General features: G+C 63.5%; 33 protein-coding genes and 1 tRNA gene. 4 read left to right on the top strand and 30 right to left on the bottom strand.

Translation table 11 applies throughout. The features are described 5' to 3' along the window. The 20 genes from ABIB45_RS05455 to ABIB45_RS05360 all read right to left on the bottom strand — a co-directional run bounded on the left by ABIB45_RS05455 (position 1) and on the right by ABIB45_RS05360 (position 13,554). A complete protein-coding gene (locus tag ABIB45_RS05455) occupies positions 1–582 on the bottom strand; it encodes a hypothetical protein (protein WP_354214892.1) in 582 nt (193 codons plus the stop codon). Further along, positions 579–944: a hypothetical protein gene (locus ABIB45_RS05450; RefSeq protein ID WP_354214891.1), complete on the bottom strand. Its 366-nt coding sequence runs from the start codon at positions 942–944 to the stop codon at positions 579–581. The genes ABIB45_RS05455 and ABIB45_RS05450 overlap by 4 nt, the downstream gene beginning before the upstream one ends. Continuing rightward, positions 941–1,330 carry a hypothetical protein gene (locus tag ABIB45_RS05445; RefSeq protein ID WP_354214890.1) on the bottom strand — a complete coding sequence of 130 codons (390 nt, stop codon included), beginning with the start codon at positions 1,328–1,330 and terminating at the stop codon, positions 941–943. The genes ABIB45_RS05450 and ABIB45_RS05445 overlap by 4 nt, the downstream gene beginning before the upstream one ends. Before the next feature lie 16 nt (positions 1,331–1,346). Then, positions 1,347–1,679: a hypothetical protein gene (locus ABIB45_RS05440; RefSeq protein ID WP_354214889.1), complete on the bottom strand. Its 333-nt coding sequence runs from the start codon at positions 1,677–1,679 to the stop codon at positions 1,347–1,349. A 3-nt stretch (positions 1,680–1,682) separates the two neighbouring features. Continuing rightward, positions 1,683–1,928, bottom strand: a complete 246-nt coding sequence (locus tag ABIB45_RS05435; RefSeq protein WP_354214888.1) for a hypothetical protein — start codon at positions 1,926–1,928, stop codon at positions 1,683–1,685. A 136-nt stretch (positions 1,929–2,064) separates the two neighbouring features. Then, positions 2,065–2,811 (bottom strand): Bax inhibitor-1/YccA family protein, encoded by a 747-nt coding sequence (locus tag ABIB45_RS05430; RefSeq protein ID WP_354214887.1) that lies wholly within the window; start codon positions 2,809–2,811, stop codon positions 2,065–2,067. Positions 2,812–2,916: 105 nt separating this feature from the next. Continuing rightward, complete coding sequence (locus ABIB45_RS05425; protein ID WP_354214886.1) at positions 2,917–3,801, bottom strand: hypothetical protein; 885 nt, start codon at positions 3,799–3,801, stop codon at positions 2,917–2,919. 73 nt (positions 3,802–3,874) lie between these two features. After that, positions 3,875–4,156: a preprotein translocase subunit SecE gene (gene secE / locus ABIB45_RS05420; RefSeq protein ID WP_354214885.1), complete on the bottom strand. Its 282-nt coding sequence runs from the start codon at positions 4,154–4,156 to the stop codon at positions 3,875–3,877. A 98-nt stretch (positions 4,157–4,254) separates the two neighbouring features. Next, on the bottom strand, positions 4,255–4,812 hold the full coding sequence (locus tag ABIB45_RS05415) for a hypothetical protein (RefSeq protein ID WP_354214884.1): 558 nt from the start codon (positions 4,810–4,812) through the stop codon (positions 4,255–4,257). 57 nt (positions 4,813–4,869) lie between these two features. Continuing rightward, positions 4,870–5,673: a hypothetical protein gene (locus ABIB45_RS05410; RefSeq protein ID WP_354214883.1), complete on the bottom strand. Its 804-nt coding sequence runs from the start codon at positions 5,671–5,673 to the stop codon at positions 4,870–4,872. Positions 5,674–5,770: 97 nt separating this feature from the next. Next, positions 5,771–6,499: a hypothetical protein gene (locus ABIB45_RS05405; RefSeq protein WP_354214882.1), complete on the bottom strand. Its 729-nt coding sequence runs from the start codon at positions 6,497–6,499 to the stop codon at positions 5,771–5,773. Between the two features lie 42 nt (positions 6,500–6,541). Next, the gene (locus ABIB45_RS05400; protein ID WP_354214881.1) at positions 6,542–6,997 is read right to left on the bottom strand and encodes a hypothetical protein; all 456 of its coding nucleotides are present in this window, start codon (positions 6,995–6,997) and stop codon (positions 6,542–6,544) included. Positions 6,998–7,028: 31 nt separating this feature from the next. Then, on the bottom strand, positions 7,029–7,856 hold the full coding sequence (locus ABIB45_RS05395) for a hypothetical protein (protein ID WP_354214880.1): 828 nt from the start codon (positions 7,854–7,856) through the stop codon (positions 7,029–7,031). Further along, entirely contained in the window at positions 7,853–8,284 is a 432-nt protein-coding gene (locus tag ABIB45_RS05390; RefSeq protein WP_354214879.1) for a hypothetical protein, read from the bottom strand. The genes ABIB45_RS05395 and ABIB45_RS05390 overlap by 4 nt, the downstream gene beginning before the upstream one ends. Further along, positions 8,281–9,234: a hypothetical protein gene (locus ABIB45_RS05385; RefSeq protein WP_354214878.1), complete on the bottom strand. Its 954-nt coding sequence runs from the start codon at positions 9,232–9,234 to the stop codon at positions 8,281–8,283. The genes ABIB45_RS05390 and ABIB45_RS05385 overlap by 4 nt, the downstream gene beginning before the upstream one ends. After that, positions 9,221–10,000, bottom strand: coding sequence for a hypothetical protein (locus tag ABIB45_RS05380; protein WP_354214877.1), 780 nt, complete (start codon positions 9,998–10,000; stop codon positions 9,221–9,223). The genes ABIB45_RS05385 and ABIB45_RS05380 overlap by 14 nt, the downstream gene beginning before the upstream one ends. Continuing rightward, on the bottom strand, positions 9,997–10,839 hold the full coding sequence (locus ABIB45_RS05375) for a hypothetical protein (RefSeq protein ID WP_354214876.1): 843 nt from the start codon (positions 10,837–10,839) through the stop codon (positions 9,997–9,999). The genes ABIB45_RS05380 and ABIB45_RS05375 overlap by 4 nt, the downstream gene beginning before the upstream one ends. Positions 10,840–10,960: 121 nt before the next feature. Continuing rightward, positions 10,961–11,335 carry a hypothetical protein gene (locus ABIB45_RS05370; RefSeq protein WP_354214875.1) on the bottom strand — a complete coding sequence of 125 codons (375 nt, stop codon included), beginning with the start codon at positions 11,333–11,335 and terminating at the stop codon, positions 10,961–10,963. 99 nt (positions 11,336–11,434) lie between these two features. After that, complete coding sequence (locus ABIB45_RS05365; protein ID WP_354214874.1) at positions 11,435–12,655, bottom strand: ABC transporter permease; 1,221 nt, start codon at positions 12,653–12,655, stop codon at positions 11,435–11,437. Beyond that, positions 12,655–13,554 carry an ABC transporter ATP-binding protein gene (locus ABIB45_RS05360; protein WP_354215039.1) on the bottom strand — a complete coding sequence of 300 codons (900 nt, stop codon included), beginning with the start codon at positions 13,552–13,554 and terminating at the stop codon, positions 12,655–12,657. Before ABIB45_RS05360 ends, ABIB45_RS05365 begins: the two co-directional genes overlap by 1 nt. 185 nt (positions 13,555–13,739) lie before the next feature. Here ABIB45_RS05360 and ABIB45_RS05355 point away from each other — a divergent pair, with 185 nt between their 5' ends. Further along, positions 13,740–14,060, top strand: a complete 321-nt coding sequence (locus tag ABIB45_RS05355) for a histone-like nucleoid-structuring protein Lsr2 (RefSeq protein WP_354214873.1) — start codon at positions 13,740–13,742, stop codon at positions 14,058–14,060. 70 nt (positions 14,061–14,130) lie between these two features. Here the strand turns inward: ABIB45_RS05355 and ABIB45_RS05350 are convergent, their stop codons facing one another. The 3 genes from ABIB45_RS05350 to ABIB45_RS05340 all read right to left on the bottom strand — a co-directional run bounded on the left by ABIB45_RS05350 (position 14,131) and on the right by ABIB45_RS05340 (position 17,985). Then, the gene (locus ABIB45_RS05350) at positions 14,131–15,174 is read right to left on the bottom strand and encodes an ATP-grasp domain-containing protein (RefSeq protein WP_354214872.1); all 1,044 of its coding nucleotides are present in this window, start codon (positions 15,172–15,174) and stop codon (positions 14,131–14,133) included. Between the two features lie 65 nt (positions 15,175–15,239). Next, positions 15,240–17,180, bottom strand: coding sequence for a cutinase family protein (locus ABIB45_RS05345; RefSeq protein ID WP_354214871.1), 1,941 nt, complete (start codon positions 17,178–17,180; stop codon positions 15,240–15,242). A 127-nt stretch (positions 17,181–17,307) separates the two neighbouring features. Beyond that, on the bottom strand, positions 17,308–17,985 hold the full coding sequence (locus tag ABIB45_RS05340; protein WP_354214870.1) for a hypothetical protein: 678 nt from the start codon (positions 17,983–17,985) through the stop codon (positions 17,308–17,310). A 99-nt stretch (positions 17,986–18,084) separates the two neighbouring features. Between ABIB45_RS05340 and ABIB45_RS05335 the strand changes: the two genes are divergently transcribed. From ABIB45_RS05335 to ABIB45_RS05325, 3 genes are all read left to right on the top strand, one after another. Then, positions 18,085–19,029: a ribonuclease H family protein gene (locus ABIB45_RS05335; RefSeq protein WP_354214869.1), complete on the top strand. Its 945-nt coding sequence runs from the start codon at positions 18,085–18,087 to the stop codon at positions 19,027–19,029. A gap of 83 nt (positions 19,030–19,112) precedes the next feature. Beyond that, complete coding sequence (locus ABIB45_RS05330) at positions 19,113–19,577, top strand: hypothetical protein (RefSeq protein ID WP_354214868.1); 465 nt, start codon at positions 19,113–19,115, stop codon at positions 19,575–19,577. Positions 19,578–19,648: 71 nt separating this feature from the next. Then, positions 19,649–20,185, top strand: coding sequence for a porin family protein (locus ABIB45_RS05325; RefSeq protein ID WP_354214867.1), 537 nt, complete (start codon positions 19,649–19,651; stop codon positions 20,183–20,185). Between the two features lie 70 nt (positions 20,186–20,255). On the opposite strand, the gene ABIB45_RS05320 is transcribed toward ABIB45_RS05325, so the two are convergent. The 7 genes from ABIB45_RS05320 to ABIB45_RS05290 form a co-directional block, all read right to left on the bottom strand. Continuing rightward, on the bottom strand, positions 20,256–20,795 hold the full coding sequence (locus ABIB45_RS05320) for a hypothetical protein (RefSeq protein WP_354214866.1): 540 nt from the start codon (positions 20,793–20,795) through the stop codon (positions 20,256–20,258). A gap of 93 nt (positions 20,796–20,888) precedes the next feature. Then, a complete protein-coding gene (locus ABIB45_RS05315; RefSeq protein ID WP_354214865.1) occupies positions 20,889–21,347 on the bottom strand; it encodes an HNH endonuclease in 459 nt (152 codons plus the stop codon). A 123-nt stretch (positions 21,348–21,470) separates the two neighbouring features. Then, positions 21,471–21,845, bottom strand: a complete 375-nt coding sequence (locus tag ABIB45_RS05310; RefSeq protein ID WP_354214864.1) for a hypothetical protein — start codon at positions 21,843–21,845, stop codon at positions 21,471–21,473. Between the two features lie 45 nt (positions 21,846–21,890). After that, positions 21,891–21,962 (bottom strand) — tRNA-Gln (locus ABIB45_RS05305). A 7-nt stretch (positions 21,963–21,969) separates the two neighbouring features. Next, entirely contained in the window at positions 21,970–22,947 is a 978-nt protein-coding gene (trxB, locus tag ABIB45_RS05300) for a thioredoxin-disulfide reductase (RefSeq protein ID WP_354214863.1), read from the bottom strand. Between the two features lie 77 nt (positions 22,948–23,024). After that, positions 23,025–23,192, bottom strand: coding sequence for a hypothetical protein (locus ABIB45_RS05295; protein WP_354214862.1), 168 nt, complete (start codon positions 23,190–23,192; stop codon positions 23,025–23,027). A 39-nt stretch (positions 23,193–23,231) separates the two neighbouring features. Then, positions 23,232–23,825, bottom strand: coding sequence for a GNAT family N-acetyltransferase (locus tag ABIB45_RS05290; RefSeq protein ID WP_354214861.1), 594 nt, complete (start codon positions 23,823–23,825; stop codon positions 23,232–23,234). Positions 23,826–23,848: the final 23 nt, after the last annotated feature.

Below are 23,848 nucleotides of genomic sequence, written 5' to 3'. Positions count from 1 at the left end.
CTAGATGACCCCTCCCATTTCCTGTTCCTGGGCCAGGTAGTAGGCGTAGTCCTCTTCCATCTGCTGGGGTGTGGTCAGGACGGCCCCGGCGTTGAGGTCCCCGAGGAAGGCGAGCACGCGCTGCTTCGGGGTGGGGTGCGGGTAGTCCGGGTTCTCACCGTCGTTGATCGGGTAGATCCGGTACGTGGAGGCCCAAGCCCCCTCGAACCGCTCCCAGAGGGCGTTGCCGCGGGCGTCGGTGCCGCCCATGTTGAACAGGTGCCCGAAGAAGCAGTTGGTGGTGCCGTCGGCGGAGCGGACGGTGTCGACCTGCCAGGCGTCCTCCGCGGTCGCTTCCATGTAGGCGATGACCGGATCCAGTGTCGTCAGCTGAAGGTCAGCCCAAGCATCGTCGGAAAGAGCGGGGCACTGGTCGGCCCGGTGCGTCTGGCGAAACGTTTTAGCCCGGTGGAAGGGGTGCTGGTCACAGTCCGGGTGGAGGTTCGTGTCCTCGACGAGGCCGCACGCAGTTTTGGGGCACGGGCAGTCGTCCTCCATCGGGGTGCCCTCCCCGGGCCACGACCGCCCCATGTGGTGGCTCATTGCTTGTCCCCGTTCCAGACGTACGTGGCGGTGCCGTCCGAGTGCCGTTCGAGGACCTCGGAAGAGGTGTAGGGCCAGCCGTCGCCTTCGGAATTGGTCAGGAAGAACCACCCGGCCGGCATCCTGCGGAAGAACCGCTCGATGCGCCGCGGCCCGCGAAGGACAGTCCGCACGACGGAGCCCAGCGGCAGCTCGTCGAGCTCTGAGGCCGTGGTGAACGCGGTCTGATGGAACACGCCGGACGCGATCAGACTGGACGCGACGTGCCCGTCCATGGGTGCCGGGGATTGCCCGGCGGGCAGCCCGGAACGCCGGGAGTAGACGTCGGCGATCAGCTGTGCGAGGACCTTTACGGGGCTCATGCGGCCTTCCTTCGGGGTTGTGCCGTTGTCCGCACGGCGGCCGCCGTGCGGCGCTGATCTGCCGCCTCCAGGGAGGTGACCGGTTTGGAGGCCAGCGTGCCAAGACGGCGCCTGCGTGCTGCGATGAACGAGTTCAAGGACGAGACCGCGAGGGCGAGGTGAAAGTCCGGGCTGCCGTCTTCCCGGACTGGGTCTTCAATGACGAAGACAGGCTTGGCAGGCCTTTCAACGGTCTTGTGCGGCTGGACGCAGGACTTGCACTTACCGGAGTGGCCCCACGCCAGGGTCCCTGGCATCTCCTTGAGCAAGACACCGCGCGGCCGCATGGGCCTTTCGCATTCTTCGCAGAGGCATTCTGCCTTGGGAGTTTCTGGGGCGGTGCTCACGGTCGTGCTCTTTCTACTAACTGATCTGGGCGAGGAATTCGGTGATGGGGATGCGTCCGGCGAGGCTGCCTTCAGCGGGGATGCCGCGGCGCTGGCGGTCAGATTCGATACCGGCGCGGATGCTGGACAGGTAGCCGACACGTTCAACCGAGATGAAGCGGTCTGCCGGGTCCTTGCCGCAGGCTTCGTAGTCGCACAGGCGGCACTGGTTGTTTCCCCAGCTGGCGCTGGTTCCAGGGAAGTCAGCCTCGGTGGTGCGGTGCGGCCGGATTTCTGCGTTGCAGCCTTTGCAGCGGGGAAGCTCCGTGGTGTCTGTTTCAGATGCCAGGGCGGGGACGAGGTGCAGCATGGCTTAGATCTCCTGCGCTACGGAGGCGTCGACGAGGGCGCCGAGAGTCTTGCGGATGGCGGTCTCGAAACTGTCGAGGGCGTGCCCGTCGCGGCGCGGGCAGATTCCGCGTTCTCGGCATTTTTCGTCGTGGAGGCGGCGGGCGATGGCGAGGACCGAAAGGTCGTTCACGGTCACGGCCAGCGGTGTGGCTCTCCCTGCGGGGTAGGGGATGCAGGGTTTGGCCGGCGGGCGGGTGTAGGTGGTCATGTCGGGCTCCTTCTGGATTGGCTTCGTTGCCTTCTATGTGTGCGGCTCACGGCGGAACCCTGCTCAGCCGCAACTGCCGGTTCAACGCAAAAACGGCCCGCCTGCGTGGATGCAGACGGGCCGTTCAGTGGCATTGCTAGTCGTCGCCGCCACCCCGGAGCAGGGCAATCAGCCGCAGCAGCTCCAGATAAAGCCAGACGATGGTCAGCATCAGCCCGAAGGCGTTACGCCACGATTCGATCTCCGGGGCGCCCGAATTCACGTCGTCTTCGATGATGGTGAAGTCGACGATGAAGTTGAACGCCGCCATGATGACCACGACGATTCCCACGACTACCCCGACAGGGATGGACGTGCCGGGAATGTTCATGCCGTTCAGACCGAACGGTGTGGTGACCACACCGAACATGACCAGCCCGACGTTGATGAGGCTGTAAATCAGGTAGCCGAACATGGCCACCAACAGGATCTTCATCATTTTCGGGGTGGCCCGGACGTTGCCGAACTTGAACACCGCCAGGGTGGCGGCAAACACGGATAGCGTGGCCAGGACCGCCTGAATAACGATCCCCTCATACCTCGCCTCGTAGATTGCCGAGACGCCGCCCAGCGCCAGACCTTCGAAGGCCGAGTAGGCCAGGATCAGTGCCGGCGATGGCTTCTTCTTGAAGATGTTCACCATGGCGAGGGCGAAACCGCCGATCACGCCAATGATCATCAGGCTGGGGTTGGCCCAGCCGACAACGCCGGCGGCAAGCAGCGCCGCCATGCAGAACAGTGTCTTCATGATGACGTCGTCGTATGTCATGGTGCCCGCCGAAGCGAACTCCGAACCGCCGAAGCCGGGTGATTTCCTCTTCTTGGTGAAGACGGGGTTACTCAAGGTTCTCCATTTCGTGGATCAAAGGGCCGCCTGGCAGGTGAGAGTCCCGTCCGGCGGTTGTGCAGCAGTCATGTGTGCGGCAGCTGGTGCGCGGCTGCCCGGCGGCTATTCGGCGTAGTAGACCTCGAGTTTCAGGTCCGGGTCACCGAACGCCTCGATGGCGCGCGTATTTCCCTTGGTCGGTCGAAGCTGGGACCCGTTGGCGATGATGTCCGGGATCATCGCCTCGAACTTCTGGAAGTCCCCTTGACGGCCTTTATTGGTGTCGATGTGGGCGATGAAGGAAAACGGGGTGTCACGTGACGGGCCGACGGCAGGGTTGTCCAAAGCCTCGCCACCGATCGCTGACCGGTTGGCGTAGCCCACCACGCCGGACAGCGCGTAGGCCTCTGCATCGGTGAGGGGCCGGTTGGCCTGGAAACGGATCGACTGCGTGTCCTGCGGGTAGCCACTGACGGATGAGTGGTTGAAGACCTGATCCTCGGCGAGGACGCGGTCGAACACCTCGCCGGCCTGCAGGCGCGGATCGTCGTGCGGCACCGGGATCGTCTTTCCGTCCGGGAGGGGTTCAGCACGGTGGGCCCCGAACTCTTTGGCAGCGCCACGGGCGTTGGCGAGCCTGGCGTCGGTGACCGCTTCCAGGGCGTCCGCTTGGTCGTTGTTTCCCGCGGCGCGGAGGATCCGGAGTCCTTCCTCGGCGTCCCTGGCCTTGCTGGCGGAATAGCCGTGTGCCCGGAGGTGCAGCTCATCGGCCACCGTCTGGATGTTCCGGTCGGTGAAGTCTTTCGAGTCGTTCAGGCGGGACGCTATCTCGTCCAGCTGGTCAAGGTTGAGGTGGGCCGAAAGGCCCAGCTCTTTTAACCGGGTTCCGACATACTCCGGTGCCACTGTGGGCGCGCCCAGGCTAACGGACGGCTCGGTGTGGGTGGTGGCGGCGAACTGGCCGCCGACGGGGATGCCTTTAGGCTGACGGGGTGTGGATGTGCTCATGCCCATGATGTGTGCGGCTGGGCAGCAAAAAGGCGCCCCGCATTGTGGCCAGGGCGCCTTCGGGACTGCAGGCTTAGTTGTCGCCGATAGGACCGGTGAAGATCAGCGAGGACAGGGAGCCGAAGCCGAGGTCCACCGCGGTCACGAACAGGATCATGACGGCCACGAAGACCACGACCGTCAAGGTATAGCGGAACAGATCATTGCGGGTTGGGGTGACGACTTTGCGCAGTTCCGCGATGACCTGCCGGACGAACAAGAAGATGGTCCCGAAGAATCCCTTCTTCTGCTTCTGGGCGGCAGGTGTCTGTGGGCCGGAGAGCGGCTTGTCCCGGTGTGTCAGGGTCTGGGTCATGAAAGTGGTCCTTGCTTAGGTCGGTTCCGCCCTTGGCGGGGTGGGCGTTGCTCAGCAAGCATGTGTGCGGCACCAGAAGCTGCCCTCTTCATCTGCGGTCAGGGAGACTGCCGAAACAGCGCGTCCACCAGCCTCGTGCGGACCCTGTCAAGATTCGGCGGACAGCTCCCGAAGTACCAGGCGGAGCCCTGCCCATCTACATAAACCCATATAGTCTCGTGCGGACCCTCTTGTTCCCAATAGCCAAAGTCCATCGCTGCGGCATTCGGGTATTTAGTGTCCCAAAGCGCTGTTACCTCAGCCCTGACCTTGCTCCGTTCCTTCTCCCACTGCCTGCGCGCCACAGCGTTGCTGTCGGCGGATCCAGACTTGGGCAGCGGCGGCGAGACCACACACGACTCATCTATCACGATGTCACTATCGTAGGGGTGGTCGTCCGGTATCCAGATGGTTCTGTCTGACCGGATGCGGCCTCCTTTGACGACAAACTGATGGACGGTATCCTCTACTTCGCGCGAAACCCGCCGGACCCTTATGTATGTGTTCGTATGGGTGTCTCGCCCCCACTCGTATAGCCGGCGGCCACGCTCCATCTGCTCGGCTTCCTTAAGCTTCTTCGCGGCAAGGGCTGAATCGAAACTGAAAGGGTCGTCCATGAGCAGAGGCTACTCCTGGTGAGATGTGGGCAACAGGTAAACTCCGCAAATAAGGCGCTAGGGGCGGTTGATGCCCCGCGGGCTGTATCCGGGCTCCTTCGCTGCGCGGTCCGCGGCGTCCTTCATCATGACCTTCCAGCGGATGTCGCCCATGCCCTCAAAATGGTCCTTGTCGAAGTCGTACGCCAGGGCGTCCAGCTGGATGTGCGGGAGACGCAGTTCGGAGCCGGAGATGAAGACCTTGACGTCTTCATTACCGCGCTGGACCAGCTCCCATTGCCGGCCGTCCTTGTCGACATCCACGGTGATGATCCGGGTTCCGTCGGGGGCGTAGCGGACCCCGAAGTCACGGATGTTCACCTCGTCCCCGTACTGGAAGGTTTCTCCTTCAGGGTCGCGGCGCCACGCTTCCTGGCAGGCGGCGTCATGGCGGGCGCTAGTGACCAGGTCGGCGAGGACCTCATGTTCGTTCTTGTTCGCGCCGTCGCCGGCTTCCATGCGGAACGTCCAGGCGTCATCCTCGTCGTCGCCGTAGGCGACCGTCGGGTTCATGGTCCCAGTGTGGTGGACGGTGAAGTTGCGCCCGTCGACCTGCAAAATAAGGGCGTCCAGGCCGTCGTCAGTCCGGTACTTCGTGTAGAGCGGCGTCACGGTTCCTTCAATGCCGGCCTCATCCATGAATGCGGCGGCTTCGAGGAAGCGGGCCTGGTCTTCGGGGGTGTCCCAGGTGATCTGATCGCCTGAGCCGTTCACTACCAGCCCGGTCGCCGGGGAGTCCAGGGTGACGTCGGGTTCGGGATGGGTGTCGGGGGCGAACTGTCCTCCGGCGGGGATGCCTTTCGGCTGGCGGTTCTCGCTCATCGTCTTCTTTCGGTTGGCGTCTGTCACCTGACTGTGTGCGGCTGGCACCGAAATGGCCCGCCTCCGGATGATTGGAGACGGGCCTCGGGGGCAAAGGCTACTGCCTGGGTGCTGCCGCTGCGCTGCCGGCTGCGTACTCGGCGCGCTGATCGTCGTCGAAGCCTTCGATGATGGCTGATGCGTTGCCTTCCACCCGGAGGATCAAGGCGCCGTCCTCATCCACGTCTACTGGAGTGGCGGTGGCTTCCATCAGCAGAGGCGACCCGACGAGTTTTTCGCCGATCTGGTCGCAGTGGGTTTCGAGGTCATTGTTGATCAGGTCTGACATGCTCATGGTGGCCAGCCCGGAGACGTACCCGTTCTCATCGGCGCGGGCCCCGATTTCGTATGCGGAGAGCGGTTCATGGAGGATCGCCTCCGCGGTCCGGTTCGCCGGCGCTCCAAGGATGCGCGCGTATACGTCCGAGTCGGTCCCCTCTGCCTCGTTCATGGCGTCGCGAACCCGGACATGGAACGGTCCGTCATGGTCTTTCACCAGGCCGGAGCGCACCCCTGCTTCATAGAGCATGTCCGTTTCGTCAGACCCGTCCCGGAGGTTCCCGCGCTGTTCAGGTGTCATCTCGGCCAGGATCCGTCCGGCGTCGAACTCAACCGTCTCGATGTCGATGGCGTAGTCGCGTGCCCAGGCCTGCAGCGTGACACGAGCCATGATCTTGGGCGGGGCGGCAGGCGATGCAAGAGATACGTTCGGTTCGGCGTGAACGCCGGGGGCAAACTGGCCGCCGGCAGGGATGCCTTCTGGCTGGCGATTGGGTGAAGTGGTCATGGTGCCTTTCGTGGGCTTGTTTGAGGACGAAGCGAGGTTGGCTTAGTGGCTGGGAGTGGCTGCCCGGAGTCCGGTGTCGATGCCGTAGCCTCCTGCGCCTCTGGGCAGGTCTTTTGCGGGGATGATCCCTGCGGAGCGCGCCCATTTCTTGAGGACGCCCATTGGGTGGTTCCTGGTCCAGAAGAAGTACCAGTCAGGTTCCCCGGCGGCTCGGAAAGGGTTCCGGTAGCCGTGGGCGATGAATCTTCCGACGTCGTCGAAGCGAAAGAGGGTCTCTTCCAGGGATGGTGCCCGCGGGCAGACGATGGCGGCTCCCGCCCATTCCGCGTAGTTGTCCACGGTGAAATGGGAGAGCCAGTGGATGATCTGTTCGTCATCGCTGTCCTGGTAGACGGTCAGGCCGTTCACGATGCGCGACAGATCCGGGTAGAGGTGTCCATCGCGGAACACCGAATTTCCGACATGCTCCCAGGCTTCAGCCGGGATGGTGCGTTCCATAGGGACTCTTTCTTAGTGGCTTGGGTCGGATCTAGTTAGCGCGGATGTCGATGTAGAGCTCGTCAGTGTCTTCGCGGTGCTCGACGTGCCGGTCGAGGTGGATGTCCTGGAAGCCGTAGTCCTCCATTGCGAAAAGGTTGACGTCGCCGTAATTGCCGTGGACATCTTCGACGCGGTTCAGTGTGAAGGTGAGGCCGGATTCGACATCGGCTTTGCGATTCACATACACCTTGGCGAAATCCGGGTTGATGGCGAGCAGCCTGGCGGAGAGGTCTTCGACGTAGGCGTCAACGGCCTCGGTGTTGATCTGCTGCGCGTAGGCGTTCTGGGCGCGGGCCCGGTCCATGCCGGTCAGGTGGGCGAACGGGTCGCTGGAGGGTTCAGGGGAGGACTGCATTCCGGCCCACCGGTCCGCGATGGAGTCGAGGGTGAAGACCCCGGACCGGGGTGTGAAAAGGGTTTTGTCCGGAAGGTCCTGGTGCGGGCCCATGTCCCAGTGGGCGTCATAGCCGTTTTCGAAGAGGACGCCGTTTTCCTCGTCCAAGTCGATTTCGGTTCCGTCAGCTTTGTACAGCCCCATCCCTAATGTGTAGGAGCCTCCGGCGTCTGATGCCACGTCGACGTAGGCATAAGCGGCGTCCGGGTACTCTTCCCGGACAGCAGATACCCATTCGTTCTGGGCATAGGCGTCGTGCTGTTCCTTGGCGGCCGCATAACGCTCCTTCAGGACCTCTCCGATCGGCTGGGGAGGTGTCTGTGCCGGCGTGAGGGTCAGGTCCGGCTCTGCGTGGGCGGTGGCCGCGAATTGTCCGCCGACGGGCACACCCTTCGGCTGGCGGGTGGTGTTTTCTGCGCTCATGGGTTCTCTCCAAAGAGTCTGTTGTTGTACGAATCGGACCGGTATTCGCTGACCCAGTTGGCCTGTTGGGCGACCTCGAACTTGCGGTCCCTGAGTGTCTTGTCGTCGAGGTGATCCTGCTCGGTCTCGAACTGGGCCCGCAGTTCCTGGAAGGCGTCCCGCGCTTCGGTTTCCGGTGGGTTCCGGGCAGCTCCCAGGGAGTCCACGTAGGCTCCGGCGGCGTCGTACGCTTCGGTGATCCGGTCGATGTTGCCGTGCCGGTTTCGACCGATGCCGCGGCCGGCGGTGTAGATGGCATGGATGGACGCGCGTTCCAGTTGGTGTTCCTCATCCTTCCCCGCGTTCAGGGTCAGAGCGGGCTCGGCGTGGGTGGTCGCAGCGAACTGGCCGCCCACGGGGACTCCCTTGGGTTGGCGTCCGGCGCTCACCAGGTGCTCCCCATCTCGCAGTCTTCAACGTGGGTTCCGCGAGGCGCCGTGCACCAGGGGCCGTTAGTGCAGGGGCGCTTTTCAGCTTGCGCTTCCGGTGTCTGGAGGTCCGCCCGGAAGGCTTCGTCAGCCGGGCTCCAGGCCGCGGCCTTCTGCAGGTCAATCATGTAGAGGTCCTCGCCGTAGCTGCCGGTCGAGAAGGCGCCACTCCAGTGGGCGTTCTGTGGCTGCGCGTCCAGGTTTTTTAGCAGGCCAACGACCTCACGGGTGGCGTCCGTGGCTTCGTCGTCGTCCGCGAAGTACGTCTGCAGGGTGTCGTAGCCGGCGTCTTTGACGATCGCTCCGGCAACGAACTCGCCGTTGTCCCAGGAGTCGGTCTGGATCTCGGCGTAGACGGCGTCCGGGTGTGCGGCGAGGATCTTTCGGGCGGCCAGACCGGCGCTGGCCAGTTCAACGTGCCGGAGCGCCTGGCGGGCCGCGTCTCCGTAGCTGTCGATGGTTGTGGAGAGTTCCTCGTCGGTGGCAGGTTTCGCCTCACCTGTCGCGATGGCGAGGATGCGGGCCCGGGCGCGTTCGACGGCTGCGGTCTCTTCTGCCCGGACCGCGGCGGCGATGACTTTGTGCCGTCCAGTCAGCCAGCTCTGTGCCTGCTCGATGTCGTCGTCATCAGCACCGTCCCATTCGCCAAGAGCGTGCCCGTCGTAAGCGCCGCTGCCGTCGCTCTTCTCCCAGACTTGGATGAAGTCACCGGAGATGTCGGTGGTTTCGGTGATCATCCGGCCTTCGTCGCTGACGTGGAAGCGGACGTTGGGTGGATAGAGTGCCTCCGGCCAGCCGTCCAGCTCGGGCCGGCTGGCCTCTGAGAGGCTCACTCCCGGCTCCCCGTGCGTGGAGGCGGCGAACTGTCCGCCGGCCGGGACTCCCTTGGGCTGTCGGTTATCGGCCGTCATTTCGGTCCTCCCAGGTCAGGCCTGCAGTGCGGTAGGGGTGCATCCAGGCGGGACTGTCGTGTTTGGCGGCGGCGATCCGGAAAGACCGTTCCATGTGCCAGGCCATCTGCCCTGTCGGTGAGCCGTCGGGGGCGTCGATGTCCACGCTTTTCACCAGGTCGCGGAGGGCGTCGTCGGACTCGTCGCCGGTGAGTGTTTCGCCGTTGCGGTCTACCCGCAGACTCCCGGTGTCGTGGTCGAAGTCGATGTTCAGGTCCTCTCCGGATTCTTCGATGTCCGCGAAGCACGCGGCGGATGTGGCGTGTTCGCCGTCGATGATGTCGTAGCTGCGGAAGTCGTACCGCTCACTGCCTGCGTTCAAGGTGAATGCCTCAATGGCATCAGCATCGGCAAGGGCGCCCGCGAGGTCTTCGCCGAGGTTCTCGGTGCGGGACTCGTAGCGGAGACCGTACACGGGATCGTCGGCATCTGCGGTGTCGTGGTTGTCGATGGCCCAGCCGGGGTTCCCTGCCTCGTCAAGATGGCCGTCCTGGTGGATGTGGAACGCGCGGCCGTCGTTGGAGGTGAAGGTCATCTTCCCGTCGTGCGCTGAGACGGCTCCTTTGAGCCCTTCCTGCTGGATGGACTCGACATGATCGGTGAAGTAGGTAGCAGCTTCCTTGTCCACGTGGAGGTCGCCGCGGAGCCCCACGGCAGCCTCCCTGTGGGTCGATGGTGCGAACTGGCCGCCGGCGGGGATGCCGCGGGGCTGGCGGGTCTCGTTCATTCGTCGGCTCCGGTCCATGCGGCGGCCTTCTGCAGGTCGATAGTGAACCGGTCGTCGTCTTCCTGGATCGGGATGTTCAGGTCGGCCCAGTGAGCCCTGTCCGGTTCGGCTTCCAGTCCGGAGAACAGGCTGGCGTTGTCTTCGCCTGCGTACTTTTCGTCGTCTTCCAGGAACGAGTCGTAGCTGCTCAGCGAGGAGATGTAGTTGCCGTCAGCGTCGTAGATGATGGCGCCGGAAACGAACTCACCGTTGTCGGCTGAGTCGACCTGCAGGCCGATGTGGTGGGCGTCCGGGCGGTCCTTGAGGATGCTGCGGGCAATCACGGCAACGGATGCCAGTTCGGTGTCGCGGCGGGCACGGTAGGCTGCCGCCTGGTTCAGGCCGACCAGCTTCCCGAGATCTTCGTCGGACAACTGCGGGGCTTGGCCGGTGGCTGCTGCCAGCACCCGGGCACGAGCCCGATCAGCCGCGTCGGTCATTTCCTGACGGAGCGGCCAGGCGATCGTGTCATGTGTTGCATGGGCCCACTTCTGCGCGGCCTCATGGATGTCTTCATCCTTCAGCCATTCGTTCTCGAAGCTCTCGTTCTCAATGTCATGAACGTCATCGGCCGGGTTCCAGACCTCGAAGACCGGCTCGCCTTCGATGCTTACCGTGGTGGTGATGACGTTGTTTTCGCCCACGCTGTAGTCCACTTCGGGCTCGGGCAGGGACTCCGGCCAGCCGTTCAGTTCGGGGCGTCGCGGGGTGAGGCTGAGGGCTGGTTCGGCGTGGGCAGTGGCGGCGAATTGGCCGCCGACGGGGACGCCCTTTGGCTGGCGCGCGGTGTTATCGGTCATGCCCTACATGTGTACGGCAACTCCTGAAAAGCGCTCAAATCTGGCACAGACTTTGCCCTTCCACTGCCGGGCGATGGAACATTCCCCCGTCCGGCAGTGGCATGGTGCTAGTAGCCGCGGCCTAGTAGCCGCGGCGCTTGCGGCGCCGGCGGACCTGCTTCAGGACGACAAGGCCGAGGAAGATGACCGCGACGACCATTCCGGGGACGGTGTTGATTCCACCGAAAATGCCGACGATCACGGATCCGAGAAAGTAGGCGAAGATCCACTTGGCCAGGAACCAGACGACCGGCCCCAGCGACATGACAAAGTCGGCCTGGGCTTCGATCTCCTGGTTGCTCTTGGCCGGTTTCCGGCGGCGGGCTGCGGCGTCCCGCTGGTTGTAGAAGTTTTCCCGGTCCCGGTTGGAGGCCGAGCGGTTCCTTCCGTCGGACTGTTCGCGGAGCCGCTGCTGTTCCCAGAGGAAGTGCTGGGATCGGGTGTGCTTGCTTGCCATGGTGTTCCCCCAATATGTTGCACTGCCGGAGGGCAGTGGTTGATGTGATTCTAGAGTGCGCTGGTTTGGTCTGTGGGCACGGGCAGCTGCCTGAGCGGATCAGCCTCTCCGGATGAGGGCGGCAAGTACGGGGACCTTGGAACTGTATTGGATACTGCCGTGCCGGAAAAGCTTCACGGCGACCGCAATGACAACCGCTCCCAGGACGAACAGTTCGCTGATGACAATGGCTGCTTCCATACCGCCGAGCGAGCCGAGGCCGTTGCGGAGCATGGCGGTGACCGGGGCTGAGAACGGGAAGTAGGTGAAGACCTGGACCACCAGGCTGTCGGGGGCGCTCATAATGAGCGGGACGGCGTAGAGCGGCACGAACATGGTGATGACGATGGCGCCGAAGAGTCCGTTGGCGTCCTTGGCTGTGGGCATGACCGAGCCGATGGCGACCAGGGCCGCGGCGAACAGGATGAAGCCGCCTGCCAGCAGGAGCGCACCGATGATCATGGCTGACGGTTCCGGGACCAGCGCGGTCAGGGAGATGTCCGGGATTCCGGCTGTGCCGCGAAGGAGCATGAAGGCGAGGACGGCTGGCGCAGCCACGGTGAGCATCTGCACTACTCCGGTGGCCAGGATCGCGAGGATCTTCCCGACGATGAGGGTTGAGGCGTTCATGGTCGTCAGGAGCATCTCCGTGACCCGGTTTTCTTTCTCCTCCACCGTGCTGTTGAGGATCTGATTGCCCAGGAACAGGATCACCAGGTAAAAGAGGCCAAGGAACAGCATCGGCGGGATCATCGCGAAGAAGCCCCCGGATACTTCACCGTCCTTGAACATGGTTTCCGAGAACGAGAAGCGGCCGGCGGCCATGGCGGTCAGCTCCTGGGAGCCGATACGTTCCTTGACCGCGGTGCCCAGCATCTTGGTAGCCACGGCACTGTAGATGCCGCTTTCGAACATGCCACGGTCCTCCCCGTACACCTCGATGGCGCTCCGTGCCGGGTCTGCGGGGATGTAAATGAACGCTTCGGAGCTGCCGGCGCGGACGGCGTCGATCCCGCCCTGGCGTTCTGTTGCGAGGGTGCCGCCGGAGTCTTTTCCGAGCTGTTCGGAGATGAGGCCGGATTCATCCAGATACTGGAAAGACAAGGCAGCGTTCTGCTGCGCGGACACGGATTTGCTGGTGCTCTCACCGCTGAACCCGACCAGGCCGAGCACGATACCCATCACAATCGGGACGATCAGGGTTGTGGCCCAGAAGCTCTTCTTCTTGAGAGTTCGCAGGAACTCGAAGCGGACAACAGTGCTGAGGTTGTGGCGAGCCATCAGAGGGCCCTTTCCGGTGCTTGATCGGCGCCGTAGACGCGGAGGAAGATGTCTTCCAGCGAGGTCCGGGACGTGGTGAACGAACTGATCCGCAGGCCGCGGCCGACCAGGTGCTGCAGCAGCTCGGTGCTGTCGGTGGAGTCAGCCAGCGCGATGTGGGCGGTCGATTCGCCCGGGACGCCGGTTGGCCGGACCGTGAGCGGAGTGAAGGCGGCGTCCGCCGGAAGGGTGCCGGTGTAGACGACGGTAGCGGTGCGGGTCCCGTACTGGTCCTGGACCTGCGCGATGGTTCCGTACGCTTCGGCCTTCCCGTTTTTGAGCAGGAGGATCCGGTCGCAGAGCTGCTCGACCTCTTCCATCTGGTGGGTGACCATGATGACCGTGGCGCCGCGGGTCTTCTGTTCGCCGATGATGTCCATCAGAAGCCGTCGGTTGACCGGGTCAAAACCTTTCGTGGGCTCGTCCAGGATGAGCAGATCTGGCTTGCTCATGATGGTGACGCCGAGCTGGACTTTCTGCTGCTGGCCGCCGGAGAGCTTGTCAACGCGGGTCCTGGCTTTGTCGGCCAGGCCTACACGCTCCAGGAATTCCAGCGACCAGCTGCGGGCTGCTTTGCCGGTCAGGCCTTTGAGCTCACCGAAGTAGGCCATCACGTCGATGACGGAGTCCTTCTTGTAGAGTCCGCGCTCTTCGGGAAGGTAGCCGAGGGTGTGGCCTTCTTCGGACCGGAAGGACCTGCCGTTGATGTAGAGGGTTCCGGCTGTGGCCTGGTAGATGCCCAGCAGCGCCCTGATAGTCGTCGTTTTGCCGGAGCCGTTGCTGCCGAGGAAGCCGAACGTTTCGCCGCGGGCCACGTCGAAGGACAAGTCCTCGATGACGGTGCGGTTGCCGAAAGCCATCCGGAAGCTAGATACAGCCACGGCTGGACCGGAGGTCAGGGGTTCTGTCACAGGGTTGTTTCCTTACGAAGGTGGAAGTCTGTGGTCCATGTGTGCGGCAGTGCCGGCAAGGCTGCCCGTGAGGGTGGCGAGGGACACGTGCAGGGCTCAGAAAGTGTTATGACAGCCGGTGATAACCTCGTGACATGGCACAAATAACTGTAGTGGAACTCATCGATGACCTGGACGGATCCGAGGCGACCCAGAGCCTGACCTTCGCATTGGACGGTGTCGATTTCGAGATCGACCTCAACGACGCCAACGCCGAGGATCTCCGGTCAACGTTGGCCCGTTACAGCGAGAAGGCCCGCCGCGCCGGCGGCCGCAAGCGCAGCCTCTCTGAGGTCCGTGCGGCAGGACCATCCTCAAAAGACATCCGGGCATGGGCTCAGGCCCAGGGCCTCGAAGTGAACAGCCGGGGCCGCATCAACGGGGCCGTCATGGACCAGTACATGGCCGCCAACTAGCCTTCATTTCGATTCAGAAAGGCCGCCGAAACGCAACGCGCACCGGCGGCCTTTCACGTATCCCCGCTGCTTAGCGAAGCACGGCATTTTCCTGCGCCGCCATCGCGGAGGTCACCCGGAAAGGCTGGCTGGCATAGAGGCCGGAGTTCAGAAGCGGGTTCAGCTCGATCACCAGGGGTTCCCCATCGGCGCCAAGCGCGACGTCGATGACGTAGTCCGTCAGCTCAGGGACTTCGAGAGCCAAGGCGTCGATGGTATTCCTGGCGAAACCAGTCAGGATGCCGGCGATCGCGGGTTCGACCCCCACCTCGCTCGCTTCGGCACGGTTCCGGCGCAGCTTGTTGTCGAAGCGGTAGCCGTTGTTATCCAGGGGTGTAAATTCTTCGATGCAGCCAGCCGCGGTGACGGCGCAATGGCCGACAACGAAAACCCGATATTCGTACTCCATGGTCACGAATTCCTGGGCGAGGAGGTTTCGGGATGCGCCTTCGAGATACATCGCCCCGAAATCCAAAGCATCGTACATGGTGGCGCCGGCATCGTCGCGGGTAAACCCTTCGGGCAGGTCCACAGGGAATGCTGCGTACTTGTTCAGGTTCGCCTTCAGGAACGCCTTGCGGATCCCGTCGGCGGCGAAGCCTGCCAGGACGTCGCCCAGGTCGGTGGCTCCTTCCTCGGTGGGCGCGAACCCGCATACGGCGAGCCGTCGCCCGGCCCTGGCCCGGAATGCCTCGTATTCGTAGTAGTTATCTGCCAGCAACGCCTGGGGTTGGTCGACGCTCTGGTGGCGCTGGCTTGCCTGGGCGCCGTAGCGGGGCAGGTGGGCGAGTTCGCCGAGGGGTCGGCGCTCCCCTGTGCCGAGGTTCCGGGCTTCGCCGTATTCGTGCTGGGATACGGTCAGCCAGATGTTGCCGGGGCCGAACGCTTCGATGGCGGCATGAAGCCGGACTGCCTGCTCCCAGAAGTCCTCGTAATCGCCCTCGCCGCCTTCGGCGACCGGACCGATGTGCTCCCGCCACAGACCCAGCAGGCTGTCCTTGCGTGATTGGACGGCGGCCGGTGCCGGACGGTGGACGGGGTCTTCGCGGTGAACAATGTTGACGAGCCAGGGCATAGGGATCTGTCCTTTCGAGGTTGTCCCCTATGTGTGCGGAGCGGACAGGAGGGTTCACCAGCTGTCTAGCCGAGGCGGCGGATCAGGTAGCCGGTGCCATAGGTCTTCCACCGTTCATGCGCCATGGTGGCAGCCGGTCCAACGTCTCGGCGGATCTTGGCTTCCTGTGCTCCCGCCGGCAGCGGTAGGGTCCCGACGCGCTTGGCAGCCCATTCTGCACCGGCAGCCAGAGTGTCCTGAGTGAGGTAGATGCTTCGCTGCGTTTGGCGGTTGGTGGCGCCGTTGTATGAGCCCGAAGGAGCGCGGCAGCCTTTGTCTGCAAGCATGCAGACGTTGCGCACCCTGTCCTTTAGCGTAAGCGGCAAAGCGACAGTTCCCCGACCTTCCGCATCGGCAACATACTGGCCGCCGCTGTCGTCCGCTGGCAACGTTTCGCCAGCGCCTGCGATGCTCCCAAAAAACTTCGGCTCCCGGGCGGTATCGCCCATGAGCCAGACGGCGGCGATCCTGTCAATGACCGGCTGGGGCGCGGACGCGACTGTTTCATGAAGCACCTGGGCTCCCTGGCTGTAGCCGAGCATCACAAGCTTTGTGTTCGGGCATTCAGCGACGGTCTTGGCCGCCAATTCGGAAGCTTTTTTAGTGCCGTCTATAACCTGCAGGTCGAACATGTTCGGCGGCCCCATGATGCCGTGCATTGGAGCCCCAGGATCGCGAGGAGGAAGTGCGGGCAGGACGGATGCGAATTTCACACTCGTTCCGGAAGGAACCTCGTCTTTGAGCTTCCTGGCCGCGGCGGACACCGCCGGACCGAACCCGGGGATCTCCGGCCCGGCGCTGTCTGCTTCAGGCGTCTCCAGCCAATCCTCTCCCCTCGCGCCGATGACAGTCAGGTCGGCGCATTGCTGGCCGAGGCCGATTCCACTGCTTCCGCCGCCGACGTACTGGGGGAATCCGAGCTTGCCGAACACCCATTCGCCCGGGACGGTGTAGATGTCCGAGTTGTGGATGCGCTTCGTGACTTGGGGGTGTCGATAGTCGTAGGTGTCGGTGTAGACGGATCCGTGGGCGTGGTCGTCCATGACGAAAGAGAGATTGCAGACCTGGTCGAGCATGTGGCAGACGTTGACGACTTTGCCTTCGAGTTCTGTCGGGACGGGAACATAGATCCGGGGGTTGAGTGGAACACCGTATCTCAGGGCCCCGAACCCATTGGTCAGGTCGGTGTCTTTCTGGATGGTGCTCAGGACCCCGGTGTCCCAGGTGCTGTCAGGAATCGGGCGTGCGAGCTTTGACAGGGTCCATGAACCTTTGGTCCCTTTTCCGCTGTAGTTGTAGGGAGTTTTGTCGTTGGGATTGCGCATGGGATCGGCAATCAGCTGGACGGCCGCAATGTCTTTGAGCAGCCCCTCGGTCTTCAACTTGTCCAGCGCCAAGTGCGTCGAATGGGCACCCTGGCTGAAACCCATCAGGACGATCTTCGTTCCCGGGCATGCCTTGCCCAGCTTTCTGACGGTGTCGACGATGATAGTCGCCCCGGCCTCGACGGACGCCATGTAGGTTTCGTTATTTCCAATGCCCCACGGTGAGATGAGGAAAGTCCTGCCACCGAAAGCTTCGATGACACCGTTCACTGCCTCCACGGCCGGGTAGTCCACGGGGATGAGCCGGACGTTCGTTGTCGGTGAGAGTTTGTGGACAATTTCGTAGGCGGCAGTGGCGACTTCGTTTCCGAAGCCTGCAATCTGGTCTTGGGGCCTCGACCCTTCCTGGGTGGGTTTTCCTTCATTGCTTTCCATCAAAGGCTGGGCTGATCCGCGGGCACCGATAATGGCGACGTCCGCTTCACATTTGCTCTCTTTTGAGACAAACGAAGGGTTGTCCACCAGGTCTGAGACGATCGTCGCGTCGGCTGTCGCCGGGGCTGCCACGGCCCCCAGCGAGCCGGCGATCAGGGCGGCGGCGAGAGCGGTTCTGGCCAGGACAGAGCGGTAGCGCAGTTTCATGATTCCCCCAAGAAGTGCTGCCGGCCGAAGACCGGCCGGAACGTGCTCTGCTCATCCTGCCAGAAATGGCCACCAACCCGTGCGAGTGACGTTGCCCTGACCTGCGACAATGCGACCACCTGGACGGTCAGGCGATGAGGGCTGCCTCCAGGGCCGTGCAACGGGCGGACCGGGTGGCCAGCAGTTCGGCGAACCGGAGCACGAACTCCGCTGCCGTGTCCGGGTGTTCCAATGGGTCGCGCATGCTCGGTGCAAGTTCAAGCTGGATGCCTCCGCTGCCCGTGGAGCGGGCATAGGTGCGGACAGATTTGGGGCTGGCGGCGTTGAACTGCCCATTGGTCACGACATGGAAGTCACCGAAGGTGTCCTCGATCATTTCGGCCATTTCGAGTTCTTCGCTGCGGGGGTCATTTCCGATCCCCACGTGGATGTCCACCCCGTGCCGGGCGCTGGCCCCGACAATGTTGACCAGGTACTTGCCTTCGTCGAGGATCCCGTCCAGGGCGAGCTTGAACGGGTCGCTGCGTTCGTCCCAGTAGGTCCAGTCGGAGGCGACTCCGTCGGTGGCCAGCCAGCTTTGGCCGGCGGTGGTCCCGAGCAGTTGCACGACCGATCCGGTGTACTGGTCTGCGAATTTTCGACGCCCGTCCTGCCACCTGTTTGTCGCGTGCGGTGCCGTCAGCAGGAAGTAGCCGTCGGTCTTCTGCTGGCGTACGGCGTCAAGCGAATCACCGTTGTAGAAGTTCCGGCTAAAGAATTTCTCCATCGTCAGGAGGTCGTGGGTCAAGTCCATATTGATGAACATGCGTAGACGGTCTTGACGGTTGTGGGCACTAGCGGTGAATTTGCCGCACACATCAGGGGTGAGCGGCAACGTGCCGCCGTGTCGAGCCGAAAGAATCCCATGTCCCCCGCACCCGAGACCATCACCGCACCCGCCAGCGCAGGCGCACCCACCGACGTCATTCTCCATGTCCGAGTCCTGGACGAGGCGGGCCAGTGGGGCATTGGTGTTCTCGAAGACGACGGCAGCATCGGCATCCGCACCGGGGAAGTCGAGCCGCAGACATCCTTCTCCGCCACCCGAACCGAATCGGTCCTGGCCGCGTTCGCCGCGGTCCTGGAAGTCGCCGCCGAACGCCAGTACGTCGTTCTGGACGTCTCCAACATCCTGGTCCGCAAAGCCATCGCCGGGATGATCGACAGTGTCCCGAACGTCCTGCTGTCCGAAACGACCGCCATATGCGCTTACCGCACCGCCGTCGTCAAGGCCATGGAGGCCATGCCTGTCAGCATCGAAGTCCGGCACAACCCCGATGCCCGGAGCATGGTGATCAGCACAGACGCTTCCATCGCCACCACCGGCCAGGTCGCCGGTCTCGGCTGGATCGTGGCTGACGAAGACGGCGCCGTGCTCTCCGTCGGGCAGCGGACCGCCGATGTGAGCCGGTGCGGGGACATCCTCACCGGTGAACTCCTCGCCATCCGATGGAGCCTCCAGTCCCTCATTAGCCGTCACCCGGTTCCCGTGCAAGGACAGGGAACCGTCACCGTCCAGTCCGACTCCCGGGCGGCCCTCCGGCTGCTGAACACCCTCGGCGCCGGACGATACCCGTCAGCGTGCACTACCGATCAGATCAAGCTGGCCAAGCGCATCCTGGATGAGATCGGCACCATGCCGGTCCAGTTCCGCTGGGTGAAGGGCCATCAGGGCAACGAAGGGAACGAAGCTGCCGACCGGTTGGCGGTACTTGCCCGCCGGAACCGGGAGTTCGGCGTCACCACCGAAGTCGGGACCCGCATGTTCCGTGACCTCCGAGATCAGCTCGTCGCCCCCGTCGCCGCATGACCGCAACGCCATCCACCGGCTTGTCCTCGCAAACCTACGCATGTTTCGGGATGTAAGCGGACCCCAACCGGATACCCAGGGACATGATGAAAAAGCTCGGAACCCTCCTGACGGCCGCGGTCGTCCTCGCCCTCACCGCCGGCTGCTCTGCCCCGGCGGAACCGGCAGAAGCGCCAACCACGCCGCCGCCGACCTCACAGTACTCGGGCAGTGGATCCACCGAAGGTCCGACGCCCAACAAAACCATGTGGGACTACCAGGCGCCGGCTATGAAGGACAAGGCGTTCTATCTGGAAGCACGCAAAGGGACAACCGCCATCAAGGATCTGGCCGATGACAAGCTGACCGTGATGTCCCAGCTCACGTGCGCTGCGCTCGGGAACGGACAGACCAGCAAAGTCGCCCTGCTGAAGCAGGCCATCATCTCAGCCACTGGCTCCGAGGACGGCCTCACTGCGGCCGTAAGTAGCGACCTTGAGAAGGTCCTGAGTGTCGGCACCCGGAATTACTGCCCGGACCTGACTGGCGCCTTCGCCCAGGCCACCTGAGCGAGATTGCCCCGCAGCCTCTTTCTACGCATGTTTCCTAGCGACAGCATTCGCAAAAACCCAAGGACATCATGAAGAAGCTCGCCTCCCTCTCACTCGCCGCCGCGATCCTGGCCATGACCGCCGGCTGCAGCATGCTGCCCCAGGCAGGACCGGCGCCTACAGTGACCGTCACCGCCGGATCAAGTCCATCCGCCACCGCCGAACCCACTTCGGACGCCAAGTCCACGGACTCGGAGACAGGTGTGGACTACAAGGCCGGCAGCCCCAAAAAGGACGCGAGCACCGTCCTGACCAAAACGATGTGGGACTACGAGCACGGCACGATCTCGGACACGGCCTTCGTGACGCACGTCAGGGCAAACACCACCACCCTGGATCCTTACGATGAGTCGATGCTGGTAGTCCTGACCCAGACCACGTGCGCGGCCGTGTACAACGGCACCACCAAGGCAGAGATCGTGGAAAAGCAGGCTTCCATGGCCGAATCCAAGCAGGGTGCAGTGCTGACCAGAGAGATGGGCCGTGACATCGGCTACTTACTGGGCGCCGGCTCCAAGAACTACTGCCCGGAGCTTTCGGACGAGCTCGTCTCAATCCTCAGCTAGGCGGCTGCACCCCAAAGGGCCTCGGAAGTCTCCGGGGTCCTTTGGTGTTCCTGGCTACCACTGGCGGTTCCTAGTTGAGGGTGTCGAGGTACGTCCGGGCCTGTTGGGACAATCTGCTTGTTTCATGGTGGCGGAGATGGTCCGGCAACGGTTCGTCCACGACCACTACGAGCTCAGCTGCGGCGCCTCCCGGGAATGCCTTCGAAACCACGAGCTGTCCGGGCTGGAGGGACGGATACTCAACGAGTCCGCCTTTCGTCGTCTCTCGCTTAAAAGAGCGGGTCTTCCACAGGGCCAGGTCTGCCGTGATCAGGGTGGCAAACCACTCGTGATCGTCATACTCGCCCCGGAAGCTGTAATCGATGATCCATCCCGTTACCGAGGACTCATCGAGGGAGATGATAGTGGTTGGCCTGGACTCCCGGGAGTGAATGCCCCTGGACTCGACAGACCTCGTGTACGTCCGTTCCGGCTGGATGCCCTTGCTGCGCATGATCTGGACGAACTCGGCGAAGTCCTCCTCCGCCTCCCGAATACGGAGGCCTTCTGCTGACTCGGCTTCCAGCTGCTTGTTCCGGAGCGCTTCGGCGCCGTCTTCAATTCGTCCCATGAGTATCCCTTCGTTGCTTAGGACCCTACATTGGCGCGCTCAACACGACCACGACACCGCGAAGGGCGGCCCCGGAAAACGGGACCGCCCTACCTAGGCGATGAGTGCATAGTCGAAGTCCGGGACCAGCGGCGGCCGGGACTTGGGGGCATACGGAGTCAGGAGCAGCTTCATGCCGGCCTCTTCGGGGGTGCGGTCAGCCTTGCGCTGGTTGCACTTGAAGCAGCAGCCGACCAGGTTCAGCCACGTGTTTTGGCCGCCGCGGGACTGCGGCATGACGTGGTCAACCGTTTCGGCTTTGCCCTTGGTGCAGTACGCGCAGCGGCCGTCACGTCGCTTCACGGCCTCCTTGGTGCAGGTGGACCGTGTCCGCCAGGACATCTTCACGTACTTGATCAGGCGCAGTACTACAGGCCGGAGGAAGGGACCGAACGTCGCACCGTCGTCCTTCAGGACTTCAGCCACCCCGCGGTGGACCATTCGAATGGCGTGCTTCAGCGACACCCTGTGCAGCGGCTCGTACCCCGCGTTGAGGACCAGAACGCTCTCCATGACATCCGCTCCCCTTTCCTGTGTTTGCGGCCTCCGAACTTCTCTATGCGCTCACTTTCGTGAGAGCGGTTTGATCATTGGGAGATCCACAGCGAACGTGAAGGAAGACTGCTCTGGCCTCGCTTAGGGCTTGATGTTGAGGATCTCTACCGGGACGTTGTTCCTGTGGGAGACCTCGGTGGACGTCTCCGTCATGACGACCCGCTTCTCGCCGGCCTCCAGACGGGAGGCCACTTCAAGATGGAAGTTCAGTGCCCTCAGGAGTGACGCGCAACCTCCGTCGGCGTCTACATCCCATCCTTGTCCGATGAGGTCGCAGGGGCCGCGGACACCGCGCACCCGGTCGATGATGGTGTACTCGCTGCCCTTGCCGGCCGTAGACCGTGGCCGAGTGAGGATTGCGAACCGCTCGTCGGCGCTCCGGACCTTCCACCACGCTTTAGCCCGTGTGCCTTGACCGAGCTGGACCTGGCTTCCTTCGATGAGTTTCTGCGTCATGGTGGCTCCTTGCTCCGGCGCGTTTGCGCTTCGTCCTGATTTGCGTTCCTCGCCGAGGACTTGAACCTCGTCTGCCGGTTCCAAAGACCGGGGTGCTGCCGCGTACACCAGCGAGGACTGGCCTTTAGGCCGTGGCCGACTCCAGCATGGCCGGGACGGAGTTTGCGAGGTAGTGCTCGACGTCCTGGGCGGCCACGCAGCCAGACGCGGCCGCGGTGACCGCCTGGCGGTAGGTCGGGTCGATGACGTCGCCGGCCGCGAATACGCCGGGCAGGTTGGTCCTGGATGACCGGCCGTCCACGGCGATGGTGCCCTGGGCGGTGAGGTCCAGCTGGCCGGCCACGAGGGCGGTGCGCGGGTCGTTGCCGATCGTGACGAACAGCCCGTCAGCCGGAACCGTGTAGTCGTATTCCCTGTCCTTGGAGCTCAGGATCAGGCCGACGACCTTGTCCTGTCCGAGAATTCCGATCACTTCGGTTTCGAACTCGACGGAGATTTTCGGGCTGGCTAGGACGCGGTCCGCCATGATCTTCGATGCGCGCAGCTGGTCGCCGCGGACGATGAGATGGACGGCCTTGGCGAACTTGGTCAGGAACAGGGCTTCCTCTGCGGCCGAGTCTCCCCCGCCGACCACGGCGACCTCAAGGTCCTGAAAGAAGGATCCGTCGCAGGTCGCACAGTAGGACACGCCACGGCCGGAGAACGGCTCCTCGTTGGGGAGGCCGAGCTTCCGGTGCGCGGAGCCGGTGGAGATGATGACGCTCCGGGCGTAGTGGGCGCCGCCGTCGGTGGTGGTGACCTTCTTGACCGGTCCGTCCAGCTCGAGCTCCGTGGCGTCCTCGAAGAGGATTTCGGCGCCGAAGCGCTCGGCCTGGGCCTCCATGTTGGCCATCAGATCCGGCCCGTCGATACCTTCCGGGAAGCCAGGGTAGTTTTCGACCTCGGTGGTCTTCATCAGCTCTCCACCGGGCTCCATCATGCCCGCAACGATCAGCGGCCGGAGGTTGGCCCGCCCGGTATAGATGCCGGCGGTGTAGCCTGCGGGGCCGGAGCCGACGATGATGACGTCGCGGATTGTTTCGGCGGAGGGTGAAGTGCTCACGAAGGTTCTCTTTCTGAGGTGGTGATGGGGCGCCGCCTGAAGGCCTTGCGGCGCCAGGAGGCCGCCTGGTGCGAGGGCTAGACGCCGACCAGTTCGGCTGGATCCTCGAGAGGCGCTGCAGAAGTCTCAGAGTCGCTAAGGAACTCCAGGGCGGCGGTTGCTTCACTGTCGCCCATGCGGGTGAACAGTAGTTGTGTGCTGACGAAACTCTTCAGTTCCGGGTCAGCGGATGGGTGGGTAGCCATGTGAGTCCTCGCGGTGGTGCCGGTGTTGTCTGGCTGTCCCTATGCGGTGAGGACGCCGACGGCCGGTTCCAGCCCCCAGGAAGGATCACTGACACCGTCCACGAAGACGAAGTTCTCGCCGTGGATCCCCTGGAAGCTTCCGGTCTCGATCATCCCGTGGCGATCGTAGAACCGGCGGGCCGCCAGCGAGGTGGAGACCACAGCGAGGGCCGGCTGCATTCCTTCCCGGCGGGCGAAGCGGAAAGCTGCTTCGAACAGCTGCGCCCCGGTTCCCTTACCCTGGACCGTCGGGTCGACGAAGAACTTGGAAACCTCGCAGATACCATGAGGCGCCGGAGACACCTGCCCCATCCCGGCTAGGGCTTCAGTCAGGTAGGGGTGGGGTGCGGTGATCGAGATATGCCCGGCCACCTGGCCGTCAACGATAGCCACCCAGCGGCCCAGGGCGTCCTCGCTCAGGAGCCAGCCGGTGAAGGCCGTCGGGGTGGCCTCGACGTCGCGCTGGGGCGGGTACAGGCCCTCGGCGCGGCGCAGTTTGAGCAGTGCTTCAACGGCGCCGTGCAGGTGCTGCCCGTCCTGGAAAGGTGCGATCTCAACCGCGGGGCGTACAAGGACATTCGTTGATTCGCTCATGCCAAGGAACATGCGTAGATGAC

It is taken from the genome of Arthrobacter sp. UYCo732, from assembly GCF_040547265.1.
In the GTDB taxonomy this organism is placed as follows: Bacteria; Actinomycetota; Actinomycetes; order Actinomycetales; family Micrococcaceae; genus Arthrobacter.
The sequence above is the reverse complement of the archived record's forward strand: the minus strand, read 5'-3'. Positions and strand labels throughout refer to the sequence as shown.